The following is a 19,709-nucleotide window of genomic DNA, read 5'->3' as shown; positions in this document are numbered from 1 at the left end:
GATGTTGAACCGCCTGTCGTCAAAGCTCAGTTGGGGCGTTGCCCTCCTTGCCGCCACCGCTGCCGTGGCGACGCCGGTGCGCGCGCAGGAAAAGCCGGCTCCAGTGCCGGAGCTGGGCGTCAACGCCGATGATAGTGGCGCTGCAAAGCGCGGCCGCATCACCCCCTTCAATGGCGCGGCGCTGCCTGAAGAAGGCACTGGCAAGCCTGGGGCCAAGCCGGCTCATCCGGCGGACAAGAAGAAGGCTGGTGATGGCACGGTGCCTTCGCAGGGCGTCAATGTCTTTGACCGCATGGGCGCCGAACTGCCGGCACTACCTGCGGAAAAGCCATTCGCCGGCAAGGTCGACGACGCCTACGGCGCTTTCCAGCGCGGCTATTATCTGACGGCGATGGATCTCGCACTTCCGCGCGCGCAGCTCGGCGATCCTGCCGCGCAAACGCTTGTTGCCGAAATCCTGCAGCAGGGCCTCGGCGTGGTGCGCAATGCCAAGCAGGCGGCGTTCTGGTACGGACAGGCGGCTGAAAACGGCGACCCGGCCGCCATGTTCAAATACGCGCTGATCCTGATGGAGGGGCGCTACGTCAAGCGCGACCGCAAGAAGTCCGAAGAACTGATGAAGAAGGCGGCCGATCTCGGCAATGGGTCGGCCCAGTTCAACTATGGCCAGACGCTCGTGGCCGACAGCCCCGGACCGAAGGGTCTGAAGGCCGCTATGCCCTACTACGAAAAATCGGCCGAGCAGGGGATCGCCGACGCGCAATATGCGCTGTCGCAGATCTATCTCAACGTCGATGGCATTGACGAAGGCAAGCGGGCGCGGGCCAGGGAATGGCTGCTTCGGGCGGCCCATGCCGGCTACGATACGGCGCAGCTTGATATCGCCATCTGGATGATCGAAGGCATTGCCGGCGATCGCAACCTGGAGGACGGTTTCGGCTGGATGAAGCGGGCGGCGGAAGGCGGCAATGTCGTGGCGCAGAACCGGCTGTCGCATCTCTATGTCAACGCCATCGGCACCCGGCCCAATCCGGTCGAGGCGGCGAAGTGGTATGTGCTGTCGCGCCGGGCCGGCCTCAAGGACGATGCGCTGGAAGACTTCTACCTCGGTCTCAACGAGCAGCAGCAGAAGGCGGCACTCAGCGCAGCCAACAAGTTCCGCTCGAGCTGACCGGCATTCCACTGCATGTATCCTTAAATCCTATTCGATTTAAGGATAAAAACATGCAGCAAAAATCAAAGTGCTACAGCGACCTTTGCGCGTCTAATAAGACGCGCGCCGCTGTAGGCGCCTGAATCTCGGCTGTTCGGCCGAGCCAGGCGCTATTTCTCTTGAACTTCCGGGATTTTTGTGGTCTTGAAGCCCCGGTTTTTGCCCCTGGCGCCATGGTTTTCCGGCACGCCCCGGGCGGAGTGATCTTCACTCGGTTTTTTGACGATGGGACTCGATGACAGGCATTGCCCGATCGGCAGGTGCTATCCCCGTGTTCCGTCACACAGGTTCAATGTCCGATCGAGAAGGCTCGATCGGCCTTCGCTTCACAAGGATCGCCAGATGGCCCGTTCAGCTCTCCTCAATGTCATGGTCCAGGCCGCCTTCAAGGCCGGCAAGTCGCTGGCGCGCGATTTCGGTGAAGTCCAGAACCTGCAGGTCTCGCTCAAGGGACCGGGCGACTACGTGTCCCAGGCCGACCGCAAGGCCGAAAAGCTCATCCGCGAAGAACTGCTGAAGGCGCGTCCGACCTATGGCTTCCTCGGCGAGGAAGGCGAGGAGATCATCGGCACCGATGGCGCCCATCGCTGGATCGTCGATCCGCTCGACGGCACCACCAACTTTCTGCACGGCATTCCGCATTTTGCTGTCTCGATTGCGCTAGAGCGCCAGGGCGAGATCGTCGGCGCTGTCGTGTTCAACCCGGCAACCGACGAACTGTATACCGCCGAGCGTGGTGGCGGCGCCTTCCTCAATGACCGTCGCCTGCGCGTCGCTGCGCGCAAGGCCTTATCGGATGCAGTGATCGCCACCGGCACGCCGCATCTCGGTCGTGGCAATCACGGCAAATACCTGATCGAACTGCGCCACGTGATGGGCGAAGTCGCCGGCATCCGCCGCATGGGCTCGGCGGCACTCGATCTCGCCTATGTTGCAGCCGGCCGTTTCGACGGCTACTGGGAGCGCGACTTGGCCGCCTGGGACATTGCGGCCGGTGTGCTTCTGATCCGCGAAGCCGGTGGCTGGTCGACGGATATCGATGGCGGAGCCAAGCCGGTCGACGAGGGTTCGATCGTTTGCGGCAACGAATACATCACCAAGGCGCTGCGCGACGTCGTTCACCGTCCGATCCCGTCGAAATAATCGACGGCCCGTCCGTTTCCTGCTTGCCAAGCCTCCGGCGCTCCATGTGTCGGAGGCTTTTTGTTTTTTCCTTCAATTCGGCGCAAAGCTCCACTACAGCGCCACACGTTAAACAGGACGCGCGATGGATGCTGCAGCGCGTTAACTTGCTGCATAACTTTCTCTTAAATCGATTCCGATTTGAGGAATTATGCAGTAGGCTCCGACGCGTCGCGGCACCGTTCCGCCAAATGCAACCGGGAGAATGGTATACCCATGACGAAACTGCATCTGTCCGGGTGGGACGGTCGGGAAGGGGTGGAAGCAGACTACAATCCGCATAAGCTTTCGAGCCCCATGCATTTTTTCTGGACCATGGTGATTTTCCTGATCATCGTCGGTTTCGTCGGCGCGATCCTCTTTCGGCAGGCACACAATGCCTTCCTCGCCAATCCCGGCCTGAACGGCCTGATCCTCGGGGTGCTGCTGATCGGCATCCTGCTGGCGTTCAACCATGTGCTCGGGCTTCGTCCAGAGGTGCGCTGGTTCAATTCTTTCCGCGCCGCCGGCAGCGCCGACAAGGTCGGGCGGGATCCGGTCCTGCTGTCGCCGATGCGCGCGCTGATCGGTGGCCGCCAGACGGCGATCTCGACGACGGCGCTGCGGTCGATCCTGGATTCGATTGCAACACGGCTGGATGAATCGCGCGACACGACGCGGTATCTGACCGGTCTGCTCGTCTTCCTCGGCCTGCTCGGCACCTTCTGGGGTCTGCTCGGCACGATCGGCTCCATCAACACCGTCATCCAGTCGCTGGATGCCGGTTCCGGCAGCACCGAGGACGTGCTGGGCGCTCTCAAGAACGGCCTGTCGGCGCCGCTGACCGGCATGGGAACGGCGTTCTCGACGTCGCTCTTCGGCCTTTCCGGCTCGCTGATCCTCGGCTTTCTCGATCTGCAGGCGGGTCGGGCTCAGAACCGTTTCTATACCGAGCTTGAAAACTGGCTCTCCTCCGTCACCGATGTCGGATCGGAACTCTCGATTGCCGGCGACCTGTCGACCGGCGCGCCGGTCGAGGAGCTGAAGCGCCTGACGGACCAGCTCGTCCGCCTCAACCATGAAGGCGGTTCCAACCAGCGCACGACGGCGGCAATGGCGAGCCTGGCTGAAGGTATTCAGGGTCTGGTCAAGAACATGCGCGGCGAGCAGCAGATGCTGCGCGACTGGATCGAGGCGCAGCAGGAAGAGGCGAAGGCGATGCGCAAGACGCTGGACAAGCTCACGACGCGCATCGGCCACTCCGAGCGCATTTCAGTGAACAGCGAGAAGTCCGGATCGCAGGCCAAGCTCAGCCATGCGGACGATACCGGAGGGGAATGATCCATGGCGCTTGCCCGAAAAGGCCGTTCACAGCGCACGATCGACTATTGGCCCGGTTTCGTCGACGCATTGTCGACCCTGCTCCTGTCGATCATGTTCCTGCTCAGCGTCTTCGTGCTGGCGCAGTTCCTGCTCAGCCGCGAAATCAGCGGCAAGGACGAGGTTCTGACCCGGCTGAACAGCCAGATCAACGAGCTGACACAGCTGCTCGCGCTCGAAAAGAGCGGCAAGCAGGATCTGGAGGATTCACTCGCCAATCTCCAGGCCTCCCTCTCCCAGTCGGAAGGCGAGCGTTCTCGCCTGAAAGCCTTGCTCGACCAGGGCGCCGGCAGCACGGATGCCGCCAACGAGAAGCTTGGGCGTGTCGGTGCCGAGCTTGACGCCGAACGCCAGACCAGCGCCCGTGCCATGAGCCAGATCGAGCTTCTCAACCAGCAGATCGCGGCGCTGCGCAGCCAGATCGCGGCGATCGAAGAGGCATTGCAGGCGTCGGAAGCCAAGGACCAGTCTTCGCAGACGAAGATCGCCGATCTCGGTCGCCGGCTGAATGTCGCGCTGGCGCAGCGGGTGCAGGAACTAAACCGCTATCGTTCCGATTTCTTCGGACGGCTGCGCGAAATCCTGTCCGATCGCGAAAACATCCGCATCGTCGGCGACCGCTTCGTCTTCCAGTCGGAAGTGCTTTTCCCCTCCGGCGGCAACGAACTCAATCCTGAGGGCCAGACTGAAATGGCCAAGCTCGCCTCGGCGCTGCTCGACCTTGCCAAGGAAATTCCGGCGGAGATCAACTGGGTGCTGCGCGTCGACGGGCACACGGACAATGTACAGCTTTCAGGCACCGGCCGTTTTGCCGACAACTGGGAGCTTTCGTCCGCCCGTGCCACATCCGTCGTCAAGTTCCTGATCTCCAAGGGCGTGCCGGCCGACAGGCTGGTCGCCGCCGGTTTCGGCGAGTATCAGCCGATCGCCGAGGGCGAGAGCGTCGAAGCGCGGTCGCAGAACCGTCGTATCGAGCTGAAGCTGACCGAGAAATAGGCTCAAGGATAGCCCTCGGTCCGACGCCCTTGAATTGACCTTGACGTGCGCGTAACACTTGCATCCACAACATGCAGGGGGAAGCTTGCATCTTGGCGGATGCAGGGGAGGGCGCCGTTAATGGATTGCGATGTACTGGTCGTCGGTGCTGGGCTTGCCGGTCTTGTGGCCGCGTCTGAGGCAGCAGCGCTTGGCCGCAAGGTGATCGTTCTCGATCAGGAGGGGGAGCAGAACCTCGGCGGTCAGGCCTTCTGGTCGCTAGGCGGTCTCTTTTTCGTCGACAGTCCCGAGCAGCGGCGCATGGGTATCAAGGACAGTCGCCAGCTCGCCCGCCAGGACTGGATGGGCTCGTCGCAATTCGATCGTCCCGAGGACCACTGGCCGCGATTGTGGGCCGATGCCTATCTCGATTTCGCTGCCGGCGAGAAGCGCAGCTGGCTGCATTCGCTCGGCATGCGCTGGTTCCCCGTCGTCGGCTGGGCCGAGCGCGGTGGCGGCCTTGCGCATGGGCATGGCAATTCTGTTCCGCGCTTCCACGTCACCTGGGGCACCGGCCCGGCTGTTATCGAGCCGTTCGTGCGGCTGACGCGCGAGGCGGAAAGCCGCGGCCTCGTGCGTTTTCGCTTCCGCCACCGCGTCGACGAACTGGTGACGACGGATGGGGCGGTCACCGGCGCGCGCGGTTCGGTGCTCAAGGCCGATCCGGTCGGCCGCGGCCAGCGCAGCTCGCGTGATGTCGCCGGCGATTTCGAGATTTCGGCGGGCGCGGTGATCGTGACATCGGGCGGCATCGGCGGCAACCATGAGCTGGTACGGCGCAACTGGCCACGCAAGCGGCTGGGCCAGCCGCCGGCGACGATGGTCTGCGGCGTGCCGCATCATGTCGATGGCCGCATGCTGGAGATTGCCGGCCGCGCCCGCGGCTCGGTCATCAATTCCGATCGCATGTGGCACTACACCGAAGGCCTGAAGAATTTCGATCCGATCTGGCCGGATCACGGCATCCGCATCCTGCCCGGTCCGTCGTCCTTCTGGTGCGATGCTGACGGCAATCGCTTTTCAGCGCCAGCGATGCCCGGCTTCGATACGCTCGGCACCTTGCAGGCCATCCGCGAAAGCGGCCATGACTACAGCTGGTTCATCCTGACGCGGGCGATCATCAAGAAGGAATTTGCCCTATCCGGTTCCGAACAGAACCCTGATCTGACCGGCAAAAGCATCTCTCTCCTGCTCAAGCGGCTGGGCAAGAACCCGCCCGGACCGGTGCAGGCTTTCATGGACAGGGGAGAGGATTTCATCGTTCGCGATCGGCTCGACGATCTCGTGCCGGCGATGAATGCGCTGACGGCTGAGAACCGGCTGTCGGTCGATCACCTGCGCGAGCAGATCGAGGCGCGCGACCGCGAGATCACCAATCCCTTCTCGAAGGATGCGCAGGTGACGGCGATCCGCGGGGCACGGTCCTACCGCGGTGACCGGCTGCTGCGTACCGCCAAACCGCACCGCCTGCTCGACCCCAAGGCCGGGCCGCTGATTGCCGTCAGGCTGCATATCCTGACGCGCAAGACGCTCGGCGGCCTGCAGACCAACCTGGCCGGCCAGGTGCTGGAGCAGTCGGGCGAACCGGTGCCGGGCCTTTACGCTGCAGGTGAAGTCGCAGGCTTCGGCGGCGGCGGCATGCATGGCTACAACGCGCTGGAAGGCACGTTTCTCGGCGGCTGCATCTATTCCGGCCGTGTCGCCGGGAGGCATGCGGGTGCGGTCTAAGCGGGCTGAATCGGCTATCGTTGTCCGCGTGTCGGGCCCCTCACCCTAGCCCTCTCCCCGCAAGCGGGGAGAGGGGACGCATGCTGCAGTCGGCCCAGCGCTTGTTATGGCCAGAGCTTCCCGGAAAAGTGCGAAGCGGTTTCGGCCAGGGAATGCGAAATACATGAGCGTTTTGATGGCCCCGCCTAAGACGGAGACGCTCGAGATCGGCGAGCGCGTGCCACATATCCCTTCTCCCCGCAGGCGGGGAGAAGGCGGCGGCAGCCGGATAGGGGCCGATCCGGCAGATGGGGTCAAGTAACTCTGATCAATCCATCTGGATGTTGGCGTCGCGAACGACAGGCGTCCATTTTGCGAGCTCGGCCTTCACATGCGCGGCAAGCTCCTGCGGCGTAGAGCCGACGATGGTTGCGCTGAATTCCTTCATCCGCTCGACCACGGCCGGGTCCGCAAGCGCTTTGTTGGCGGCTTCGTTCAGGCGGGCGACAACCGGCTCGGGCGTGTTGGCCGGTGCAAACAGCGCGTTCCAGGTATAGGTTTCGTAGCCCGGAATGCCTGCCTCCGCGACCGTCGGAACGTCGGGGAAGGATGGCGCGCGTTCGGCGGTCGTTACCGCAAGCGCCCGCAAGGTGCCGGCCTTGATGTGGCTGGAGGAGGACGGCAGGTTGTCGAACATGATCGGCACCTGGTTGCCGATGACGTCGTTGAGCGCCGGTCCGGCGCCCTTGTAGGGGATATGCTGCATGTTGACGCCGGCCATCTTCTTGAAGAGCTCGCCGGAGAGGTGCAGCGGCGTGCCATTGCCGGAAGAAGCGTAGGCATATTCATCGGGCTTGGCCTTGAGCAGTGCCAGAAGCTCCTCGACGGTCTTGGCCGGCAGCTCCGGATTGACCACCAGCACGTTCGGAACGACGACCAGAAGCGAGATCGGAGCGAAGTCCTTTTCCGGGTCATAGGGCTTGGTCTTGAGGATCAGCGGGTTGAGGGCGTGCGTCGCCACCGTGCCCATGAGGATCGTATAGCCGTCCGGGTCGGCGCGCGCGACATTGTCGGCACCGAGGTTGCCACCGGCGCCGGCGACATTCTGGACGATGACCTGCTGGCCGAGATCCTCCGACATCTTCTGCGCCACGATCCGCGCGACCACGTCGGTCGAGCCGCCGGCGGCAAAGGGAACGACAAGGGTGATTGCGCGATCCGGAAAGTCCTGGGCATTCGCCTGGATGCCGGAGCCGAGAACGGTGAGTGCGGTGAAGCCGAGGGCAAGCGCCGCCCGGCGGGTCAACTTCGAAAATGTCATTAGGTTCCTCCCTGAACAATCCACATCGGTCGTGGCGGCCGAAAAAAGCCGGCACCTATAGAATAGGGTCCGGCTTTCCAGCTGCAATGGCATGCCGGACATGCCGGCATGCGACTATGGTAGTGGTCGTCTTACTTCCCCGGGTTCAGGAACAGCTCCTCGGCGCCGTGGTTGAACTGCAAACGGGCCAGCTTGGCATAGAGCCCGTCCTGCCGGATCAGCGAGGCATGGGTTCCCTCTTCGACGATCCGGCCGTGTTCCATCACGAGGATGCGGTCGGCCTTCAAGACGGTTGCGAGCCGGTGGGCGATGACAACAGTCGTGCGTTCATGCAGCAAGCCTTCGAGTGCCTTCTGCACCAGTGTCTCGCTTTCGGCGTCGAGCGCCGAGGTCGCCTCGTCGAGCAAAAGGATCGGCGCGTTGCGCAGGATGGCGCGGGCAATGGCGATGCGCTGGCGCTGGCCGCCCGAGAGCGTGATGCCACGCTCGCCGACAAGCGTGTCGTAGCCCTTCTCCATCCGGCCGATGAATTCGTCGGCCTGGGCGGCGACGGCAGCGGCGCGCACCGCCTCACGGCTTGCACCCGGCAGGCCGAAGGCAATGTTGTCGTGGACGGAGGAGGCGAAGATGGTGACGTCCTGCGGCACGATCGCCAGGCGGTCGCGCAGATCCTTCGGGTCCACGGTGCGGATATCGACGCCATCGACCGTGATGGCACCCTTTGCCGGATCGTAGAACCGCAGCAGCATCGAAAAGACGGTGCTCTTGCCCGCGCCGGATGGGCCGACAATGGCGACGGTTTCACCCGGTTTGATCGCAAAGCTCAGGCCGTTCAGGCTCTTGTAATCAGGGCGCGCGGGATAGGCGAAATAGACTTCGTCGAAGCTGATGGCGCCGAGCGCCGGCGCCGGCATGGCGACGGGGGTTTCGGGCGCCTCGATTTCCGGGACTTCGGTCAAGAGCTCGTTCAACCGCTCGGCGGCACCGGCTGCCTGCGAGAGCTCGCCCCAGACCTCCGATAGCGATCCGAGGCTACCGGCGGCGAAGACCGAATAAAGCAGGAACTGGCTGAGGGTTCCGGCCGAGAGATTGTCCGCCAGCACGTCGCGCGCGCCGAACCACAGGACGGCGACAACGCTGCCAAACACCATGGTGATGGCGAAGGCTGTCAGCACCGAGCGGGCCTTGATGGCCGCGCGTGCCGCGCCGAAGGCATCTTCGACGGCGTTGCCGAAGCGGTTGTTGGCGATGTCCTCGCTGTTGAAGGCCTGAACCGTGCGCGAGGCGGCGATCGCCTCGCCGGCATAGGCCGATGCCATCGCCAGGGTGTCCTGTGCCTCGCGCGAGCGGCGGCGGACGGAGCGGCCGAAGCCGACCAGCGGAAACACGATCACCGGGATTGCCGCCAGCACCAGGCTCGACAGCTTCGGGCTGGTATAGACCATCATGCCGATGGCGCCGAGACACAGGATCAGGTTGCGAAGTGCTACCGATGCCGTCGCGCCGACGGCGGACTTCAGCTGCGTGGTATCGGCGGTCAGCCGCGAGACGATCTCGCCCGACTGGTTCACGTCGAAGAACGACGCGGAAAGGCGGGTGACGTGCTGGAAGACGTTGCGCCGGAGATCCGCGACAATGCGCTCGCCAAGGGTGATGACGAAATAGTAGCGGGCCGCACTGGCCAAAGCCAGGATGATGGCGAGCATCATCAGCATCGAGAAATAGGTATTGATGAAGCCGCTGTCGGAATTGGAGAAGCCGTTGTCGACCATGCGCCTGACGGCGAGCGGCAGCGTCAGGGTCGTCACCGCAGCGATAACGAGCGAAATCCCGGCGCCGATGACCAGATGGCGGTAGCGCTTGAGGTAGGGCAGCAGCGTGGCGAGAGGGCGAATGGATTTACGCGCTGGTGACTGGTTTGCTCGTTCGGACACATGACCCCCGTTCGCCAATCACGGAGGGGGCGGGTTTGCCCATGAGTCTTCCGCGCGGCACTTGTTATCCCGCGGACCTTGATGTATAGGCACGGCATCGAATTGGGAAGCCGTGGCCCATCAGCCGGTCCGCGGCTTCATTTACGTGTTCGGTCTCGAAGTCGCAATGCCTTGCGACAATTGGACCCTGGAACTCTAGGAAGATCGTTATGAAGGCAGACATCCATCCCGACTATCACCTGATCAAGGTGGTCATGACTGACGGCACCGAATACGAAACCCGCTCGACCTGGGGTTCGGCAGGCGCCACCATGAACCTGGAAATCGACCCGAAGTCGCACCCGGCTTGGACGGGCGGCAACCAGCAGCTCATGGACCGCGGCGGCCGCGTCTCCAAGTTCAAGAAGCGTTTCGAAGGCCTCGGCCTCTAATCGCACGCTCTCTTGGCGCGTTTTCGAAGCCCGGCTCTGCCGGGCTTTTTGTTGTGCGGATTTCCGTTCCGACTTAAGGCCGATCTTTGATCGTGCGAGCCGGCTCAAGCCGCGCATGAAAAAACCCGGCTAGAGGCCGGGTTCGTTTCGTTGGCAGCGAACTGCCGAATATCTTGAAATCAGTTGGTGCCGAAGGCCGTCTGCAAGAGCTTAATCTGCGCCTTGACGCCGTTCTGGTTATCAGGAACGAAGGTCGAGGCTTCCTGCGGACGGTAGATCTCGCGATCGAGCAGGGCGACGCGGTTCTGCAGGCGCAGTGAGCGCTCGATGAGGTCGCGGAATGCTTCCGGCAGCTCACTCCAGCCGGGCGCGCTGCGGTCGACGTTGAAGCTGTCGAGGCGAACCTTGCTCTTTTCCGACAGCACCTGGTCGCGGCTCATCTCGCCGTTGTTGACAGCGCGTTGAAGCAGGAGCCATGATGCCATCTGCATGAGACGCGTGGTCAGACGCATGGATTCTGCTGCATAGAGGACCGATGCCATGCGCGGCAGGACCTTGGAGGCCAGGCGACCGGGGCCGTCGAGATAGCTCGCGGTTTCTTCGACCAGACCCATGCCTTCCGAATAGAGCGCCTTGAACTGCGCCGACGCCGCCGCGTGTCCCGCGAAACTGACGGTATTCAATCCTCTTTCGGACATGACCTGTTTTCCCTGGTTCAAACGCATCACGACAGTCGGGTAACGGGCGGTTTTGGGAAAAGTTTCCTTGCCGCCTCTATGCCTGAAGAATGATGCCATAGCGCATTTCGCGCAAGAGCATTCTTAAGAAAGGGTTAATCTCCACAATTCTTTGCAGCGACATATATCAAAACAAAAAAAGAGCCGCGGAAAGCGGCTCTCAAGGTAAAACAGGGAGAAAAATCAGACCCATTCGCCAGTCGGAGAAATTGTCTGAGTCCGGAAAGCTCCGGATAAACAGACAATCGCAGAGAATGCTTAATATACCGTTAAGAAAGCGCCGTTTCGGGCCGTTTGTCCTTGTGCGATCGTCAGCGGAACAGGCCTTCGGCCGCAGATCGGCTTGCGGATTTGCGCTCGCGCTCCGCCTCGAGCCGGGCGATTTCCTCCTTCAGCAGCGCGATGCGCTGTGTGAGCTCGTCGACGGACAGAAGCGACAGGTCGCTGCCGATCTCATGCGCCAGCTTCTTCTTGGGTTGGTCTTCGTCAAACAGGCCCATTCGACTTCTCCTCCTGTTCGGGGTCGATATCGCCGTCGTCGTCATCATGTGTTTCATCGAACGGTGCTGCGCGCGGCGAGAGCTGCAAGCTCTCGGGCGTCATCGCCGTTCCGGCGTTGATCGGCGAGAAGGCATCGCGCTCGGCGACCGGAACCGGCGCGCGCATGCGGCTGCGGATGATGGCGTAGGCGGTGATGAGGATATGGGCGCAGGCGGTGATCATGAACAGCCCGTAGGGGCCGGTCGCAGTCATCACCGGGCCGCCGATGGTCGGGCCGATAATGGTGCCGATGCCGTAGAGCAGCAGCAATCCGCCGGAAACCTTGACGAAATCCTCTGCCGTCGCAAAGTCGTTGGCATGCGAAACGGCGATCGGGTAGAGCGCGTTGGCCGCCGCGCCATAGATCGCAATCAGGGTAAGCACGATCCAGACCTGGCTCGGTTCGACCAGAAAGATCAGGAGCCCCGCCAGCGCACCGACACCGGCAAGGGCGGCAAGCACGTAACGCCGGTCGATGCGATCGGACAGGCGCCCGGCCGGCAGCTGCATCACCGCGCCGGCAAAGATCGCCACGCTCATCATCGCCGCGACAGTGCTGTCGGAGAGGCCCGCCTGGCGGCCGAAGACGGCGCCGAGCGTGCCGAAAGCGCCGTTGGCGATGCCGACGAGCAGGATGCCGAGGAACGAGACCGGGGAATTGCGATAGAGCCCGCGCAGGTCGAGCTGGACCTGCTTCAGCGGCTGCGGCGAGGCGGCCTTCGAGAGCAGGGTCGGCAGCATAGCGACGCAATAGAGAATACCGCAGATCATGAAGAGGGTGCTGGTGGAGGTATCGCCGAACGGGATCATCATCTGGCCGCCGACGACGCCGAAGAGCGTGATGGCGATATAGAGGGAAAAGATGACGCCGCGGCTCTCATTGGTGGCGCGCTCGTTGAGCCAGCTTTCGATGATCATCGAGGTGCCGGCAGTGGAAAAACCGGTCAGCGCACGCAGGATCAGCCACCAGGTCGGGTCGATCAGGATGCCGGTCATCAACGCGACGATGGCAATCATCGAGGTAAAGACGCTGAAGGCGCGCACATGGCCGATGCGCTTGACGACATTAGGTGCAAAGAAGCAGCCAAGCACGAAGCCGGCCGCCCAGGACGTGCCGATCAGGCCAAGGATGGTGGTGGGATAGCCCTCGGCCGTGCCTCTGACCGGCAAAAGCAGGCCCTGCAGGCCGTTGCCCAGGAAGAGAAACAGCGTGCCCAGCAGGAGCGAGGCGACGGGGAGCAGGTTTTTTCTCATCATCCATCCGAAAATCGTTCTGCCGTCAGCAAGTTAGGGCGGTGTGCCCGGAATTGCCAGCCGGATTCTGTCCGGCCGGTCATTGCAAATCGGCGGCGGAAACAATAGCCCTCTAATGCATCATCCCAAGAATCGATATCGAATTTCGGGATCATAAGCAGTTGCGCGTGCTGACGGCCTGCGCTGCTACGACGACAAGGTGACGGCGGCGTGACAGTTCCGCCGAGTTGCGGGAATTTACCCGGGGATAGGCTGGATATGTCGAAGGCGCTGGCGCTCATTCTGCTTCTGGCGATGGCCATCCAGCTGATCTGGCCGATCGGCCTGCCCGGTCTGAGGCAGCGTCGCGATTTCTGGAAGATCGCAGTGTTTGCGATCGTCATGATGATGATCACGGTTCTTATTCGACCGTGATACGGCGAACGAAGTAATCCCATAGTGTTAGGATGGTGGTTTCCTTGGAAACTTCGCCATCTGGCCTAGTGTGTTATCCGGTTCTTCGGTCATTCGTCGTACCCAGAAAAGCGCGCAGGACAGATGATGAAGAACGCGCTAGATTGTATACTTCACCCAGGAGATGAAATCGGGGGTTACTTGGAACGCCGCCTTGCTGCCATCCTTGCTGCCGATGTCGTGGGCTACAGCCGCCTCATAGGCGCTGATGAGACCGGCACGCTGGCCGCCATGAAGCGGCACAAGAACGAGCTGGTCGATCCCAAGGTCAGCCGACACAAGGGTCGGATTGTCAAACTGACCGGCGACGGCATTCTGGTCGAGTTCGCGAGTGTCGTGAACGCGGTTGCTTGTGCCGTCGACATTCAGCGCGGCATGCTTATCCGCAACGAAGACGTGCCGCAGTTGAAGCGTATCGAACTGCGCATCGGCGTGCATCTGGGCGACGTGATCGTCGAGGACGGCGATATCTTCGGCGACGGCGTCAATGTCGCAGCCCGGCTCGAAGGCCTGGCCGAGCCCTCCGGCATTGCCGTCTCCGCCTCCGTTCGCGACCATGTCGGCTCGAGGCTGGATGTCGGCTTCGTCGACAAGGGACAGCACGCGCTGAAGAACATCGCAGCGGGTGTGCATGTCTATTCGGTGGCGCTGGGGGCGCCGACCAAGATCGCCAAGGTGTTGAATGGGTCCCATACGGTAACGGTGGACGATGGTTACGGGCTTTCCGTCGCCGTGCTGCCCTTCACCAATATGAGCCATGACCCGGAGCAGGAATATTTCTCCGACGGCATCACCGAAGACATCATCACCGACCTGTCGAAGATCTCGCAGTTGCACGTGGTCGCCCGCAACACGGTCTTTACCTACAAGGGACGGTCTGTCCGGGTCAAAACCGTGGCGCAGGAACTGGGCGTTCGGTTCATCCTCGAAGGCAGTGTGCGCAAGGCCGGCGCGCGGGTGCGCATCACCGGGCAGCTGATCGATGCGCTGACAGGCACGCATCTTTGGGCCGACCGCTACGACCGCGATCTCACCGATATCTTCGCCATCCAGGACGAGATCACTCACGCCATCGTCGACCAATTGCGCATCAAGCTGTTGCCTGAGGAGAAGAAGGCGATCGAGAGCGATCCGACGACGAGCGTCGAGGCCTACACTTACTATCTGCGCGGGCGGCGATTCTCGCACGCCTGGACCCGTTCCTATCTGCTGCTCGCCCGACGGATGTTCCTGAAGGCCGTCGAGCTCGACCCGAATTTTGCCCGCGCCTATGCCGGCATCGCCGATTGCGAATCCGCTCTTCGCGACTGGCACGAGCACGAATTCCCGCTCGAGAGCATTCTGAGCACGAGCGAGCGGGCGCTGGCGCTCGATCCGAACCTGGCGGAAGCGCACGCTTCCCGGGGATTGGTCCTGCACCAGGACGGGCAAAGCGAAGAGGCCGTTGCCGAGTTTGAGCGCGCCTTGACGCTTGATCCGCAGCTCTACGAGGCAAACTTTCACTATGGCCGCTTTCTCTTCATGCGCGGCGAGTTCGAGACGGCGATCCAGTTCTTCAAGCGGGCCGCGGAAATCAGCCCGGATGACTATCTCTCGCCGATCCACCTGATGAGCGCCTACAAGTCGCTGGGCCAGGAAACCGAGCGGGGACACTGGGCGAAGATTGGTATTTCCCGGGCCGAGCGGGCGCTGGAGCTGCATCCGGAGAATTCCGGTCCGGCCCATCGCGGCGCCCTGGCGCTGGCCCATATGGGCGAAGCAGAGCGCGCGCGTGAATGGGCGGCGTGTGCGATCGCCATCGATCCGGATGATGTTGTCGCACGCTACAACACGGCCTGCGTCCATTCGATCCTCGGCGATGTCGACACGGCGCTCGACATGCTCGAGAGCCTGTTGCCGCAAAGTTCCTGTTACCAGCTGCTTTGGTTCAAGCAGGACTCCGACCTGGACGCCGTTCGCCACCATGTGCGTTTCGAGGCGATGGTGGCAGCGATCGCCCAGTGCGAGGCAGCAAAGCACTGACCACCTGAAATCAGTGCGCCCGGTAGGACCCGACCGGCGCGACTGCACGTTTCCTTAAATCGCATTCGATTTAAGGATAAAGACATGCAGCAATTCAAAGTGCTACGGCGAACTTTGCGCGTCTAATAAGAAGCGCGGCGTTGTAGGCGATTGCCGCGCGTAAACCACCAGATGCCGGCGCCGGTGGCAAACAGGAGGCCTGTTGCCAAAAGGACGACGGCGACGAACGCCTTCTCGAAGGCCGCTTTGGCGAGTGCCACTAGATTTTCGGCATCATTCGACGACAGTTTTTCCGCCAATATCAACGCCTCGTCCAGGCTGTCGCGTGCGATTGCCGATATGCCCGCCCCTTCCGGCAGCATGACGAAGGCGGTGTAGACCGCCGACATCACGCTGCCGAGCACGGCGATGCCGATGGCGCCGCCAAGTTCGAAGGAAACCTCCTCGATGGAGGCGGCCATGCCGGCGCGTTCCGGCGCGGCGTTGGACATGATGGCGCTGGAGGCTGCCGTCATCGAAGCGCCAATGCCAAGGCCGAGCACGATGAGGCTGACGATCTGAGCGAGCACGCCGGCTTCGTGCACGGCAAGAAACGCGCCGAGGCCGGCGGCTGCGGTGATAAGGCCGGTGCGCAGCACCATCTCGGCGCCGAGGCGCGGCAGCATCATGCCGGTAAGCGGACCGGCGACGAAGGCCGCAAGCGGGATCGGCAGGATGAAAATGCCGGCGTCAAGCGGCGAATACCCGGCGACAAGCTGCAGCCGCTGGCTGAGCACGAGCTCGGCGCCGACGATGGCCGCGGATGCGACAAGGGCTGCGGCGACGCCCGAGGAGAAGGCGGCGTTGCGGAACAGGCCGAAGTCGATCATCGGGTGCGGGCTGCGCCTCTGTCTGCGCACAAAGAGGAGAAGCGCTACGACGCCGATGGCGGCGGCGATGAGCCCGGCTTCAGCCGAGGGTTCGCGCTTGCTCATCTCCTTGATGGCATAGGCAAGCCCGACCAGGCCGACCATGATCTGGACGGAGCCGAGCGGATCCCACGGGTGATCCTTGTTGCCCTTGCTGTCGGGAAGCACGACAACGCCGAGCAGCAAGGCCACGGCGACGATCGGCACGTTGATGAGAAAGACCGAGCCCCACCAGAAGTATTCGAGCAGGAACCCGCCGAGCACCGGGCCGATCGCCGCGCCACCCGAGGCGATGGCAGCCCAGACGCCGATCGCCAGCGCCCGCTCACGTTCGTCGGTGAAGGTCAGCCGGATGATCGAAAGCGTTGCCGGCATCATCAGCGCGGCGCCGACGGCAAGAAGCACGCGGCCGGTAATCAGGATCGACGGGTTCGAGGCATAGGCCGCCAGCAGTGAAGCGAGGCCGAAGACGGCAAGACCGGCAATGAACGGCCGCTTGTGGCCGAGCCGGTCGCCGAGCGTGCCGAGCCCCGGCAGCAGGCCGGCAACGACCAGCGCATAGGCATTGACGATCCAGAGCTTTTCCGACGCGGACGCGCCAAGATCGTGGGTCAGCCGGGGCAGCGCCGTGTAAAGCACGGTCATATCGACAACGATCAGCAGCAGCGCGCTCGACACGATGGCAAGAATGAGCCAGCGATTATGCGGGGACATGGTACACCTCTGTGGCCGACCCTGCCTGCGGGACCTTTGGCCTTGTTGACGTCAGAGCGATTATATAAATACATACGTATGGAATTGAAAGTGGGAATCTGAAATGGGACGACGCCGGACGATCGATCGCGACAAGGTGCTGGATGCGGCGGAGGCGACCGTCAGCGCCATCGGTGCTGCCGGTCTGACGATCGACGCGGTGGCCAAGGCGGCGGGCATCACCAAGGGCGGGGTTCAATATTGCTTCGGTAACAAGGACGGCCTGATCGACGCGATGATGGAACGCTGGTTCAACGAGTTCGACAGCGCGGTCGCCGCCGAAGTCGGAGACGAGACGGATCCGGTAACGGCGATGCGTGCGCACGCGGAGGTGACAGCGCGCATGAACACGGCGGAGAATGCCCGCACGTCCGGGATGATGGCAGCGCTCCTGCAGCGCGAAGACCATATGGAAAAGAACCGGGCCTGGTATCGCGGGCGCCTCGACAGCCTCGATCTGTCGACCGAGGAGGGGCGCCGGGCGCGTCTTGCCTTTCTCGCAACGGAAGGCGCCTTCCTGCTGCGCAGTTTCGGTTTTGCCGAAATGGACGATACCGAATGGCAGGATATTTTTGCCGATATCGTTGCCCTGGTGCCGAAAGAAAACGCCTGACTGCGACCCCTCGACCGCCGGGCACGATCCGGCAAGCGACAGGGCTTCGAGCAAAGGGAAGAGCATGCCGACGCTGGTCGAAGTCATCGCCTACGACGATGCGTGGCCGCAGGCGTTTGCGGAGATGTCGAAGCATCTGGCGAGCCTGCTTGGCTCCGCCACGATCGCAATCGACCATATCGGCAGCACTGCAGTTCCCGGGCTCATCGCCAAGCCGATCATCGATATCGATGTGACGCTGTGCAGGCCGGAAGCGATTGCCGCCGGCGGCGCGGCGCTCGTCGCCGACGGCTTTATGTCACGGGGGAACAGATATGACGATGGTGTCTGGGCATTCGCCAAGCAGGGATCGCCGGGACAGCGCGTCTATCTCTGTCCGCCACACAACGACACCCATCGCCGTCGCCTGATCTTTCGTGATCAGCTTCGTCAAAGCCGCGAGACGGTCGACGCCTACGCAGCGCTGAAGCGAAGCCTTGCCGCGACATTTGCCTTCGATGGCGACGGCTATACCGCGGCCAAGACGCAGTTTATCGAGCAGGTGGTCGAGTGCGCCGGCCGGAGTTGAACGGCCCTCTCCCCCTCGCGTGGCGTCAGCTACGGGCTGCCGCCAGTTGGGCAAGGTGGCCGGGCAGGTCGGTCCCGCGACCGGCGGCGTTGATCGTTTCGAAATAGTCGTGCCAGCCGGCCGCCGCGATGCCCGAGACCAGGGCATCAAGCGCTGCTTCATCGGGGAAGCGTCAGATGGCGAAATAGGACTGCGATGCGGCATGAAGCTTGCCGGCATCCACCTCGCCAAAGGCGATAGGCTCGACCCCGAGATCCGATAACTTGGCCATGCCATGGCCGACGGTCTCGAAAAACTGCTGCCGCGCGACGGCGTCAAGCGACAGCCATGTTCGCTTCGAGGTATAGAGTTCGCTCAGATAGTGGGGCATGCATTCTCTTTTCAGGATCAATCGATGGACCGAAGTGCGCGCTTGCAGATCCGGGCGGTGGCGGCGCTGTCTTGCTTGCGTTGCCAGGAGGCGCAGAGATCGCGAACCCAGTCGGGCCGGTCCTTGGCCGCGTCGTTCAGCCAGTTGCCGACGGAGTCCTGAACGTAGCGCGAGGGGTCGGCGTTCAACGGTTCGAGGATGATTAGTGCCATTTCCGGATTGTCTTTGAGCGTCGGGATATGGCTGCACCAGACCCCGCGGGGGCGCGTCGCTTCGCTTGCAAACCGGCGCAGACGGTCGGAGCGGGAGGCGGTCCAGCGGCCAAGAAGCGTTATCGCCGCTTTGAGATCGGCGGCGAGATGCGGCCGCACGGCCATCCAGGCCCATTCACGCACGCCGAAGTGCGGGTCGTCGGCAAGCGGCCGGATCGCTTCGAGGCGTTGTTCAAGCGTGAGCGCTGGATTTGCGCCGATCACGAAGCACGCCCAGCCCCTGACCGTGTCGGACTGGTGTTGCTGCAGCCTTGTCACTGCGCCATCGCCAAGCCGGCCGCGGATCAATCCTGCTGCGAGCGCCATGCGTTTGGAAATGCCGGTGCCGGCTATGGCGCCGATGCTGGCGAGTGCATCGTCGCCGACTTCCGGTACGGCCGACCGCATCAGCGCCGCGAAATCGACCGCGAGGCATTGGGTCAGCGTCGAGGTTTGCGCCGCTCCCGCATTCAACAGCGCGAGCCGTTGCGGGTCGATATCCTGCACGCGCCGTGGGGCAGGGCTCACGGCTCGATCTCGCTTCCAGCCGTCGTCAATACGGCCTTTCGGCCGGCGTCGGTGTTGCGCCACGCGCGCTGGATGAGCGTACTTAGCGTCTGTCGGTCGCGCTCGTCGAAACCGGCAAACAGCGATGCAATCCAGCGCGTGTGCGTGTCGAACAGCTCGCGCGCTGCATGCTCGCCCTTCGGCGACAACTGCACCAGCACCTTTCGGCGATCGTCCTTGCTCTGCTGCCTCGCGAGAAAGCCGTCCCGCTCCAGCCCGTCCAGAAGTCCGGTAACGGTTGCGCGTGTGACGCCGGCCCGATCGGCAAGCTCATATGGTGACAATCCCTGCGGCAGCTGGTGCAGCAGGAAAAGCAGAACGAACTTTCCCTCTGAGAGATTGTGTGGCGCGAGGCGCGCAGCACAGTCGCGATCGATGGCGGCGGCAAGTGCCATGACTTCGAAGCACAGACGCAGGTTGGCGGTTGGTAGGTGTCCGCGCTGTTCGGCTTCGGTGATCAGGGCGAGGTGCTTTTGCTCAAGTATATCCAT

At 62.8% G+C, this 19,709-nt stretch carries 18 protein-coding genes and 1 pseudogene; 10 read left to right on the top strand and 9 right to left on the bottom strand.

The window, feature by feature from the left end; all coding sequences use genetic code 11:
* Nucleotide 1: 1 nt before the first annotated feature.
* The 5 genes from ASD03_RS30500 to ASD03_RS30480 all read left to right on the top strand — a co-directional run bounded on the left by ASD03_RS30500 (nt 2) and on the right by ASD03_RS30480 (nt 6,517).
* Nucleotides 2–1,171 carry a tetratricopeptide repeat protein gene (locus ASD03_RS30500; protein ID WP_057217928.1) on the top strand — a complete coding sequence of 390 codons (1,170 nt, stop codon included), beginning with the start codon at nt 2–4 and terminating at the stop codon, nt 1,169–1,171.
* Between the two features lie 384 nt (nt 1,172–1,555).
* Nucleotides 1,556–2,356 (top strand): inositol monophosphatase family protein, encoded by an 801-nt coding sequence (locus ASD03_RS30495; protein ID WP_057217926.1) that lies wholly within the window; start codon nt 1,556–1,558, stop codon nt 2,354–2,356.
* Nucleotides 2,357–2,611: 255 nt separating this feature from the next.
* On the top strand, nt 2,612–3,715 hold the full coding sequence (locus ASD03_RS30490; RefSeq protein ID WP_025424778.1) for a MotA/TolQ/ExbB proton channel family protein: 1,104 nt from the start codon (nt 2,612–2,614) through the stop codon (nt 3,713–3,715).
* A 3-nt stretch (nt 3,716–3,718) separates the two neighbouring features.
* Complete coding sequence (locus ASD03_RS30485) at nt 3,719–4,750, top strand: peptidoglycan -binding protein (protein ID WP_057205664.1); 1,032 nt, start codon at nt 3,719–3,721, stop codon at nt 4,748–4,750.
* Between the two features lie 120 nt (nt 4,751–4,870).
* A complete protein-coding gene (locus ASD03_RS30480; RefSeq protein ID WP_057205666.1) occupies nt 4,871–6,517 on the top strand; it encodes an FAD-binding dehydrogenase in 1,647 nt (548 codons plus the stop codon).
* Between the two features lie 307 nt (nt 6,518–6,824).
* On the opposite strand, the gene ASD03_RS30475 is transcribed toward ASD03_RS30480, so the two are convergent.
* Both ASD03_RS30475 and ASD03_RS30470 read right to left on the bottom strand, forming a co-directional pair.
* Nucleotides 6,825–7,817 (bottom strand): tripartite tricarboxylate transporter substrate binding protein, encoded by a 993-nt coding sequence (locus tag ASD03_RS30475; RefSeq protein WP_025424775.1) that lies wholly within the window; start codon nt 7,815–7,817, stop codon nt 6,825–6,827.
* 131 nt (nt 7,818–7,948) lie between these two features.
* Nucleotides 7,949–9,751, bottom strand: a complete 1,803-nt coding sequence (locus tag ASD03_RS30470; RefSeq protein ID WP_082523471.1) for an ABC transporter transmembrane domain-containing protein — start codon at nt 9,749–9,751, stop codon at nt 7,949–7,951.
* A gap of 209 nt (nt 9,752–9,960) precedes the next feature.
* Between ASD03_RS30470 and rpmE the strand changes: the two genes are divergently transcribed.
* Nucleotides 9,961–10,182: a 50S ribosomal protein L31 gene (gene rpmE, locus ASD03_RS30465; RefSeq protein ID WP_025424773.1), complete on the top strand. Its 222-nt coding sequence runs from the start codon at nt 9,961–9,963 to the stop codon at nt 10,180–10,182.
* 179 nt (nt 10,183–10,361) lie between these two features.
* Here the strand turns inward: rpmE and ASD03_RS30460 are convergent, their stop codons facing one another.
* The 3 genes from ASD03_RS30460 to ASD03_RS30450 form a co-directional block, all read right to left on the bottom strand.
* Nucleotides 10,362–10,880 carry a DUF1465 family protein gene (locus ASD03_RS30460; RefSeq protein ID WP_025424772.1) on the bottom strand — a complete coding sequence of 173 codons (519 nt, stop codon included), beginning with the start codon at nt 10,878–10,880 and terminating at the stop codon, nt 10,362–10,364.
* 350 nt (nt 10,881–11,230) lie between these two features.
* Complete coding sequence (locus ASD03_RS30455) at nt 11,231–11,419, bottom strand: DUF1192 domain-containing protein (RefSeq protein ID WP_057205668.1); 189 nt, start codon at nt 11,417–11,419, stop codon at nt 11,231–11,233.
* Entirely contained in the window at nt 11,406–12,713 is a 1,308-nt protein-coding gene (locus tag ASD03_RS30450; protein ID WP_025424770.1) for an MFS transporter, read from the bottom strand. Before ASD03_RS30450 ends, ASD03_RS30455 begins: the two co-directional genes overlap by 14 nt.
* Nucleotides 12,714–12,971: 258 nt before the next feature.
* Here ASD03_RS30450 and ASD03_RS40080 point away from each other — a divergent pair, with 258 nt between their 5' ends.
* The gene (locus ASD03_RS40080) at nt 12,972–13,127 is read left to right on the top strand and encodes a hypothetical protein (protein WP_107027707.1); all 156 of its coding nucleotides are present in this window, start codon (nt 12,972–12,974) and stop codon (nt 13,125–13,127) included.
* Nucleotides 13,128–13,253: 126 nt separating this feature from the next.
* Nucleotides 13,254–15,188, top strand: coding sequence for a tetratricopeptide repeat protein (locus ASD03_RS30445; RefSeq protein ID WP_107027713.1), 1,935 nt, complete (start codon nt 13,254–13,256; stop codon nt 15,186–15,188).
* A gap of 122 nt (nt 15,189–15,310) precedes the next feature.
* Here the strand turns inward: ASD03_RS30445 and ASD03_RS30440 are convergent, their stop codons facing one another.
* On the bottom strand, nt 15,311–16,810 hold the full coding sequence (locus tag ASD03_RS30440; protein WP_057205672.1) for an MFS transporter: 1,500 nt from the start codon (nt 16,808–16,810) through the stop codon (nt 15,311–15,313).
* Nucleotides 16,811–16,913: 103 nt separating this feature from the next.
* On the opposite strand from ASD03_RS30440, the gene ASD03_RS30435 reads away from it, so the two are divergent.
* Together ASD03_RS30435 and ASD03_RS30430 are read left to right on the top strand one after the other, a co-directional pair.
* Entirely contained in the window at nt 16,914–17,462 is a 549-nt protein-coding gene (locus ASD03_RS30435) for a TetR/AcrR family transcriptional regulator (protein ID WP_057205674.1), read from the top strand.
* Between the two features lie 64 nt (nt 17,463–17,526).
* A complete protein-coding gene (locus ASD03_RS30430; RefSeq protein ID WP_057205676.1) occupies nt 17,527–18,030 on the top strand; it encodes a GrpB family protein in 504 nt (167 codons plus the stop codon).
* A 25-nt stretch (nt 18,031–18,055) separates the two neighbouring features.
* Here the strand turns inward: ASD03_RS30430 and ASD03_RS30425 are convergent.
* The 3 genes and pseudogenes from ASD03_RS30425 to ASD03_RS30415 form a co-directional block, all read right to left on the bottom strand.
* A pseudogene (locus tag ASD03_RS30425) lies at nt 18,056–18,400 on the bottom strand (DUF6616 family protein).
* A 17-nt stretch (nt 18,401–18,417) separates the two neighbouring features.
* The gene (locus ASD03_RS30420; RefSeq protein ID WP_107027708.1) at nt 18,418–19,179 is read right to left on the bottom strand and encodes a DNA alkylation repair protein; all 762 of its coding nucleotides are present in this window, start codon (nt 19,177–19,179) and stop codon (nt 18,418–18,420) included.
* Nucleotides 19,176–19,709, bottom strand: coding sequence for a MarR family transcriptional regulator (locus tag ASD03_RS30415; protein ID WP_057205682.1), 534 nt, complete (start codon nt 19,707–19,709; stop codon nt 19,176–19,178). The genes ASD03_RS30420 and ASD03_RS30415 overlap by 4 nt, the downstream gene beginning before the upstream one ends.

The organism is Ensifer sp. Root127, assembly GCF_001425225.1.
In the GTDB taxonomy this organism is placed as follows: Bacteria; Pseudomonadota; Alphaproteobacteria; order Rhizobiales; family Rhizobiaceae; genus Ensifer; species Ensifer canadensis.
This window is presented reverse-complemented; position numbering and strand designations above follow the sequence as displayed.